Source organism: bacterium (genome assembly GCA_035703895.1).
Lineage (GTDB): Bacteria > Sysuimicrobiota > Sysuimicrobiia > Sysuimicrobiales > Segetimicrobiaceae > Segetimicrobium.
The window spans coordinates 1-8,118 of the sequence record DASSXJ010000089.1; the positions used below are offsets into that span (position 1 = coordinate 1).

The 8,118-nt window shown below is 61.8% G+C and carries 6 protein-coding genes; 4 read left to right on the top strand and 2 right to left on the bottom strand.

The window, feature by feature from the left end:
- Both VFP86_06260 and VFP86_06265 read left to right on the top strand, forming a co-directional pair.
- On the top strand, positions 1–541 hold a 541-nt coding region (locus VFP86_06260; GenBank protein ID HET8999232.1), incomplete at its 5' end, for a rod shape-determining protein.
- Positions 542–849: 308 nt separating this feature from the next.
- A complete protein-coding gene (locus VFP86_06265) occupies positions 850–1,230 on the top strand; it encodes a Rid family detoxifying hydrolase (protein ID HET8999233.1) in 381 nt (126 codons plus the stop codon).
- A gap of 377 nt (positions 1,231–1,607) precedes the next feature.
- On the opposite strand, the gene VFP86_06270 is transcribed toward VFP86_06265, so the two are convergent.
- Positions 1,608–1,799, bottom strand: a complete 192-nt coding sequence (locus tag VFP86_06270) for a hypothetical protein (protein ID HET8999234.1) — start codon at positions 1,797–1,799, stop codon at positions 1,608–1,610.
- Between the two features lie 235 nt (positions 1,800–2,034).
- Here VFP86_06270 and VFP86_06275 point away from each other — a divergent pair, with 235 nt between their 5' ends.
- Together VFP86_06275 and ftsH are read left to right on the top strand one after the other, a co-directional pair.
- Positions 2,035–2,469 carry a hypothetical protein gene (locus VFP86_06275; GenBank protein ID HET8999235.1) on the top strand — a complete coding sequence of 145 codons (435 nt, stop codon included), beginning with the start codon at positions 2,035–2,037 and terminating at the stop codon, positions 2,467–2,469.
- A gap of 1,008 nt (positions 2,470–3,477) precedes the next feature.
- On the top strand, positions 3,478–5,313 hold the full coding sequence (gene ftsH / locus VFP86_06280; protein ID HET8999236.1) for an ATP-dependent zinc metalloprotease FtsH: 1,836 nt from the start codon (positions 3,478–3,480) through the stop codon (positions 5,311–5,313).
- Between the two features lie 221 nt (positions 5,314–5,534).
- On the opposite strand, the gene groL is transcribed toward ftsH, so the two are convergent.
- A complete protein-coding gene (groL, locus tag VFP86_06285) occupies positions 5,535–7,166 on the bottom strand; it encodes a chaperonin GroEL (GenBank protein ID HET8999237.1) in 1,632 nt (543 codons plus the stop codon).
- Positions 7,167–8,118: the final 952 nt, after the last annotated feature.

Below are 8,118 nucleotides of genomic sequence, written 5' to 3' on the forward strand. Positions count from 1 at the left end.
GACGGAAGTCGCCATCATCGCCCTCGGTGGGATTGTGACCGCGCGCAGCCTCCGGATCGCCGGGGACGAGATGGACGAAGCCATTATTCAGTACGCTCGCAAGGCGTACAACCTTCTAATCGGCGAACGGACGGCGGAGGACATCAAGATCGCCGTGGGCTCCGCGTTCCCGCAGCCCGAGGAGCAGACGATTGCGGTCCGCGGCCGCGATCTGGTTTCGGGGTTGCCCCGGACCGTGCGGATGACCAGCATGGAAATCCGCGAGGCGATAGCAGAGCCAATCGCTGGCATCGTAGAGGCCGTGAAGATGACCCTCGAGCGGACGCCACCGGAGCTCGCGGCCGATATCGTCGACCGCGGGATCGTCATGGCCGGGGGCGGGTCGCTGCTTCGCGGCCTCGACCGGCTGCTCGCCGAAGAGACCGGGATGCCGGTGACGCTCACCGATGATCCGCTGGGCAGCGTGGCGCTGGGGACCGGAAGGGCGCTCGAGGAGCTCGAGACCCTGAAGAAGGTGCTCATCGCGAGGAAGAAGTCCTAGAGGGTGCTGTGTTGTTCGACGCTCGGGCTAGCTCTGCGAACTTTGCGGATGTCGCACGGCGATGACCGTGAAGGACAGAAGCGCGATACGAAGGATCTTGGGCGGTGTCGCGGGCGCTTACGCCGCGTAGTTTGTTTGCCCGTCCCCTCCTGCGCGAGAATGAGGCGATCCCTCAGTGTCTTCATCGGGCGCCGAGATGGACCCAGAGCGTGCCCAACTAATTTAGGTTGTGCTCTGGGGGTGGGCCACAGGCGATGCCCCGGTGTCGTGGACGGGTGAATCTGATCGTCAAAACAGGAGATGACACGATGCCGAAACGGATCATAAGAACGGAACAGGCTCCGGTAGCCTTCGGGCCTGCTTCGCAGGCCGTCGTGGCCAACGGTTTGGTCTTCGTTGCCGGCCAGGTGGCGATCGACCCGCGGACCGAGCAGCTCGTTCTGGGAGATACCCGGGTCCAGACGAAGCGGGTGATGGAAAACATCAGGGCCGTGCTCCAGGCGGCCGGATCCTCGCTGGACAAGGTCGTCAAGACGACCGTGTTTCTGCGAAATCTGAATGACTTCGGCGCCATGAACGAGGTCTACTGGCAGTACTTCCAGGAGAATCCACCCGCCTGTTCGATGGTGCAGGTCGATAGGCTGCGCCACGGCGCGGCGGTCGAGATTGAGGTCGTTGCCCTGAGCTAAAAGTGGCGTGCTGGCAGGCATGCTGATCCGCGTGCCCGCGGTGCATCGGGCCGGTCGGCGCCGACCACCACAACGCTCGAGTTTGGGGTGGCCGTGTGCCGCGTTCGCGTGGACGGTCCCCGCTGGCTGTGACGATTTGGGTCGCGATCTCGGCTGGGAGCCCAATCCCCCCGGTGCGACTGGGAGACGCATCGGTTGTCGAGGTCACTTTCGACCGGTGATCCAGTCCGTCCGGTCGATCCACTCGGCGGATTTGGAGCGGGGTCCCTGAGGCTCGCCTTGCCTCCCGTCAATTCCAGGAGGAAAGTGGCTTGCTCTTGCCGTCCTTGGTCACCCGATCCAGTCCCTTTGGCCCCACCACACGGGTTACTGAAGGCCTAAATCAGCTTTGCCATTGAGGTTTCCAGATCGCAGCCTACCGCGGTGAAGCAGGCCACGCACGAGCCCTGGTCGGCCGAGGAACTGGCAGAGGTGTTCGACGGCGAGCTGCAAGGCGCGTTGTCCCCCGTGCCGGTCTCCACAAAGCCCATCAGGACCTTCTCGCCCTGCACTGTGATGCCTAAGGCCACGACAAGCGTGTCATCCTGAAAGGGATAGAGGTGGAGATTGACTGAAGGGTCCCGAGGCAAAACGGGCGGCGAAAGTTCCGGGGTTGACACGCACATGAACGGGAGATGCAAGTTTGTCCTCGGCTCGTGATGAAGAACCGGACGCAGGCGCTCGACGAGAGCCGATAGCGGAGAGGGTTTCAGCAGACCCGCGCGAATGAGCTACGCTGGACGCGGTAGCGCTGGAGGGATGCGCTTGAGCACGCCAGAGGAACGAATTCGGAAAAAGGGCGAAGAACTGGACGAACGGGAGAAGAAGCGGCAAGTTCAGCGAGGTATATCAATGAAACCAGAAGCTGGAGGGAAGGTTAAGTTTGGCGTTTGGGGCCTTATTTTTGGGGCAGTCATCACAATGATCACCGGCTTTGTGTGGGGCGGTTGGACAACCGGCGGCACCGGCCGACAGAGGACCGAAGAGGCGGTCTTGGCGACTCGGGCGGCGATCTGCGTCGCCCAATTTATAAAGGACCCAAACTATAAAGAGAAACTCAAAGAATTAAAGGCGCTAAGTTCCTATGAGAGAAGTGCCTTCATTGAGAAAGGCGGCTGGGACAAAATGCCCGGGGAACAAAAGCCTAGCTTTGATGTAAGCCGAGCATGCGCCGACGGGCTTGAATATCTTACGAAATAGGCTAGCTCGTCAAGATGTACTTGTGTTCGGGGCATAGTGACAAACTCGAAAGACGACGTCCTAGAAGGGCTTGAACGCAGGCAAACCCACGCCATAGTCGGCGCCGCAGCATCGTCAACGCCTTTCCTCCCTCCCGGGATCTGCTCCAGGACCCCTCAAATAGCCTCCAGGAGTGCACCAAGAGCGACACCTCAGGTGTTTCATCTTTCCCCACCGGTATCCGAAGTGCCCGGAACTCGCGACCCACCCACGTCTCGGGAGGGAGAAGGTCCTCGAACGTCCAGGATCGCTCAGGAGGTGACCTCCCCCGCTACCCTCACATACCCTGTCCGGCACCGGGAGCCAGGGTTCCAGTCGCCCTAGCCGCGCCTCCCGCCGCAGAACCAGGGCGGTAGCACGTGAGCCGGCGATCGCCGCAGGAGATCAGAAACAGGATCAATACTTTCTACCGGCGAACGAATCACAACAAGGCGTGCCGAGCGGAACCCGCGGCTCAGATGAATATCGGGTATGCTATCGAGAAGTTCCACGAGGCCATCGATGCGCTCGTCACCGGTCGCTGGCCCATCCATGAGCGGGTGCGCCCAGCATGTCACGCCATTCACGCAATCCGGCCAGCGGATCTTCCCCCCGAGCTGCGCCCTGACCACGAGTGGATCCTAAGCCAACTCACCAGTGTTTCGCCGCAAGTCACCGGCGAGGACACATTGCAGGCATCGCTACGAAATATGGACGAACACACAGCAGTCGCAGTCGCGCAACGGATTCTTCGCATCTATGATGGCCTTGTAAAGCCATTTGAAAGAGGGTAGAAGCAAGCTGGGTAGCATGGGCAGCCCCGTCGAAGAGCCGCTCCACGACGCCTGTATGGGGACTGCTCGACCCAAGCGTGATAGAACTTGCAGTAGCGTGGGTTCATTCAAACAGACCAGTTGCGGGTGAAACTTGGTTAATCGGCCGAAGGATGCTGCGGGACCCCTAAGGCCACGGGTCCCCCCGTGGACTTGGATGCTCCTCGCGCTTCTTGCATTCAACCTTGTGGGATACTTTATGCATCGTGGCCCACAGCGAGCCGTCTTGCCCTACACCGTCTTCCGTCAGCAGGTCGAGAGTGGAAACGTCGTCGCCATCAGCACGGTCGGGATGCATGTTGACGGGACGGTGAAGCACCCGATCCTCTGGCCCCCCGGGACCAAGACCAAGGAGCAGCAACCGTACACTGCGTTTGCAACGGTTCTTCCGCCATTCCCTGATCCCTCGCTTTGGCCGATGCTTCTCGCACACAATGTCACGGTCACCTCAGCCGGTTCCGGAAACCCCTGGGTGGTCGATGTGATAATCAGCGCGCTGCCGGTGCTCTTGGTTGTGGGCTTCCTCGTCTATATGGGCCGGCGGGTGCAGCAACAGCAAGGGAGCCTCTTCAGGTTTGGCAAGAGCCGCGCTCGAGTCCACACGAAAGCAGAATCCAAGGTGACCTTCAAAGACGTTGCTGGGGAAGACGAAGCGAAAAATTCGCTGCAGGATATCGTGGATTTCCTGCGCGACCCGCGGCCATTTCAAGCGCTCGGCGCTCGGATTCCGAAGGGGATCCTTCTGGTGGGTCCCCCCGGCACCGGCAAAACGCTCCTGGCCCGTGCCGTGGCCGGAGAGGCCGGCTGCGCCTTTTACAGTGCCACCGCCACGGAGTTCGTCGAGATGTTCGTCGGGGTCGGAGCGGCGCGCATGCGGGATCTCTTCCAGCAAGCCAAGACCTCACCCCCGGCGATCGTGTTCCTCGATGAGCTCGATGCGGTGGGGCGTCGGCGGGGGGCCGCGGCGGTTCCCGGCAATGAGGAGCGAGAGCAAACCCTCAATCAACTCCTCGGGGAGCTGGATGGCTTTGAACCGACGAAGGGCGTGATCGTTCTTGCTGCCACCAACCGGCCTGATGTGCTGGATCCGGCGTTGCTGCGCCCCGGCCGGTTCGACCGGCAGGTGACGGTGGGGCTGCCGGAACGCTCGGGGCGGGAATCGATCCTTCGGATCCATACCCGGCAGATTCCGCTGGCCCCGGACGTGGACCTCGACGTGATTGCGCGTGGGACCGTCGGTTTTTCAGGGGCGGACCTAGCCAATCTCGTCAACGAGGCTGCGATCGTCGCCGCGCACCGACGTGCGACCCAGGTCTGCATGGAAGACTTTGGAAACGCGCAGGACCGGATTGTCATGGGCGGGCTGACGGGGATGAGGATGGGCGAGGACGAACGGCGTGTCGTCGCCTACCATGAGACCGGTCACGCACTGGCGGCCATCCTCTCCCCGGAGGCCGATCCCATTCGTAAGGTCAGCATTGTCCCGCGCGGGCGCACGCTTGGGGCGACCCAACAGATCGCGCTTGCCGATCACCACAACTATTCACGGGCCTACCTGTTCACGCGACTCGTGGTGCTGTTGGGCGGGCGCGCGGCGGAAGAGCTGGCGTTCCACGAAGGCACGACCGGGGCCGAAGACGATCTTCGGCAGGCGACGGCGCTGGCTCGGCAGATGGTGACACGGTGGGGGATGAGTGCGGAGGTGGGCCTCCTGGCGCTAGAGCCTCCGCAAGCTCCAGTGACGCCGTTTGGAATGGCGCGCGACTACAGCGAGGCCACTGCGGACCGGATTGACCGGGAGACTGCACGACTGATCTCGGACGCCCATGCCCTTGTCGCCGAGCTGCTCCAGACCCATCGAGCGGCGCTCGAGCACATTGCGGACGCGCTCCTCCGAGAAGAGGTTCTCGAGCCACCGGCTCTGAAGGCGCTGTTTGAGAAGGTCGCGGGTACCGGGCAGGCCGTGGCAGCCGCCAGCGCACAGTCCTCATGATGTCGTGGCTGGCAGCAGATGGCTCATGCTGAGCGGTCTCATCCCATGCCGCCCCGCGACGGTGACCCTTGACTTCGGGGGGAGCAACAATCGTTGTGGGTTCGATATCGGAGATTCCCCGCGGGCGGACGAACGGGCCAGTCCCGCGGCGCGTCACTAGGGCGCCTCCACAAAACAGGGGGGCGTCACGGCCCCCCTCTGACACAACGAACGCTGGATGGCTACATATCCATGTCCTCCGGGTTGTAGCCGCCCGGGGTCGCCGCCGCCGCATTCTTCTTGCCCTTCTCCACGACGAGCGCCTCCGTAGTGAGGAGCAGGCTCGCAACGCTCGCGGCGTTCTGGAGGGCGAGCCGCGTGACCTTCGTCGCGTCGATGATCCCGGCCTTCAGCATGTCGGTGTAGCGGTTCTCGGCGACGTCGTAGCCGATGCCATGCTTTTCCGACTTAATCCGCTCCACGACGACCGCGCCCTCCATGCCGGCGTTCGCGGCCAGCCACTTCGCCGGTTCCTCGATGGCCTTGCGGACGATGTTGACGCCGCTCTTCTCGTCGGCGTCATCGGCATCCACCTTGTCCAACGCTTTCGCGATGCTGAGTAAGGCCACCCCGCCTCCGGGAACGATCCCCTCCTCGACAGCGGCCTTGCTCGTGCTCAGCGCGTCCTCGAACCGGTGCTTCTTCTCCTTGAGTTCTGTCTCGGTGGCGGCCCCGACCTTGATCTGAGCCACCCCGCCGGCGAGCTTAGCGAGGCGCTCCTGCAGCTTCTCCTTATCGTAGTCGGAGGTGGTGGTTTCGATCTCCTTCTTGATCTGGGCGATCCGTCCCTGAATATCCTTCTTGGTCCCGCGCCCCTCGATAATGGTGGTTTCTTCCTTGGCCACGCGTATCTTTGCGGCCCGGCCCAGCATCTCGACCTCAACGTTCTCCAGCTTGATGCCGATATCGTCGCTGATCACTTTGCCCCCGGTCAGGACCGCCATGTCCCCGAGCATCGCCTTGCGACGATCTCCGTAGCCGGGGGCCTTGATCGCCGCACCTGGCATGATGCCGCGCATCTTGTTCACCACCAGCGTGGCCAGGGCTTCGCCCTCGACATCCTCGGCGATGAGCACGAGCGGCTTGCCGAACCGTATCACTTTCTCCATGACCGGGACGATGTCTTTGACCGCGCTGATCTTCTTCTCGGTCAGGAGGATGTACGGATCCTCGAAGACCGCTTCCATCTTGTCGGCGTCAGTGATCATGTACGGGGAGATATACCCGCGGTCGAACTGCATACCCTCCACGACCTCGACCGTGGTCTCCACACCCTTCGACTCCTCGATGGTGATCACGCCGTCCTTGCCAACCTTGTCCATCGCCTCGGCGATGATCCGGCCGATCTCGGGGTCGTTGCCGGCGATGCCGGCGACGTGGGCGATGTGCTCCTTGCCCTCGAGGGGGACGCTGATCTTCTTGAGCTCTTCCACCAGGGCCTCGACGGCTTTGTCGATCCCATGCTTCACGATCATGGGATTGGCACCCGCGGCGACGTTCTTCAGACCTTCCTTGACGATGGCATGCGCGAGCACTGTGGCCGTGGTCGTACCGTCGCCGGCGGCGTCATTGGTCTTGCTGGCCACTTCCTTGACGAGTTGGGCCCCCATGTTCTCGTAGGGATCCTCAAGCTCGATCTCCTTGGCGACGGTGACGCCGTCCTTGGTGATGGTCGGCGAGCCCCACTTCTTCTCAAGCACGACGTTTCGGCCCTTCGGGCCGAGCGTCACGCGCACGGCGCTGGCGACCTTTTCCACGCCGCGCTCCAGGGCCTTTCGGGCATCCTCATGGTACAGCAACAGTTTGGCGGGCATGGCTATAACCTCCTTAATTCTATGAAGTTTACCACTCGCGAGCAGGGAAACTTTGGCTCAAGCCCGCGCCGAAGTACCTGCCTCACCCCATGAGCCGGCGGAGACTCGTCATCGAGACTAATCAAAATCTCCTCGCTCCCGTCTCACCGCGGGGGTCCGTTTAGCCGACCGACCCCTCCATTTCGAGCTGGATCAGCCGGTTCAGTTCGACGCTGTATGGCGCCTTCCCAGCCGCCCCCAGGGCCACTGTGGAGGTGGGGGCTGTCACTTTAAGCTGGCACTACGTGGTGCATGTGGTGACGGGCCCATTCGAACCGCCGTAGGTGTCGCACCCGTTACCCGTTGGCACCCGGTTAGGCGGCACTTGTGCGCTTGCGGTCGCCATGCTCCCGAACAGGGCCAGTGCGAGTATCGCGCTCATAACCAGATTTCGGATCATTGTTGTGCTCCTTTGGATCTCTCTTTCTGACCTTAGCATGGCATACGGCCAAGGCCTCTATCGTGCCAACACGCTGCGAAAATAAACGCTGAAGCGGTAACAGCGTCCGCGTCCTGGTGACGGTCAGCCTTACTATTTGCCCCTATTGCCGTGCTTCTTCGGCGTTTCGAATTTGGCTTTACGGATGCGCTCTATCAGGCGTCGCGAGCCTATGTCAGTCGCCTCTACCCGCCATTCTCAGCCTATGCATAAATCACCGTCTCCTCATCGAGGATGCGAGGCACCCCATCTACACTGAAGGTCGATTTGGTGCTAGTCTTCAGTGGCCACGGGGCATCGTGATGATGAGAGCGAACCGCCACACTCATTTTTCGGTTACCCGGCTTTGCGTCGGTATTGAGTCCGATTCCAAAAACAGCTAAGAGCGAAGCGAGCGTCAGGGCAGCCCCGACTCTCATGCGAACCACCGCCTTCATATGCCTTTGTCGAATGGGGAGCATCTACAGTGTAGCA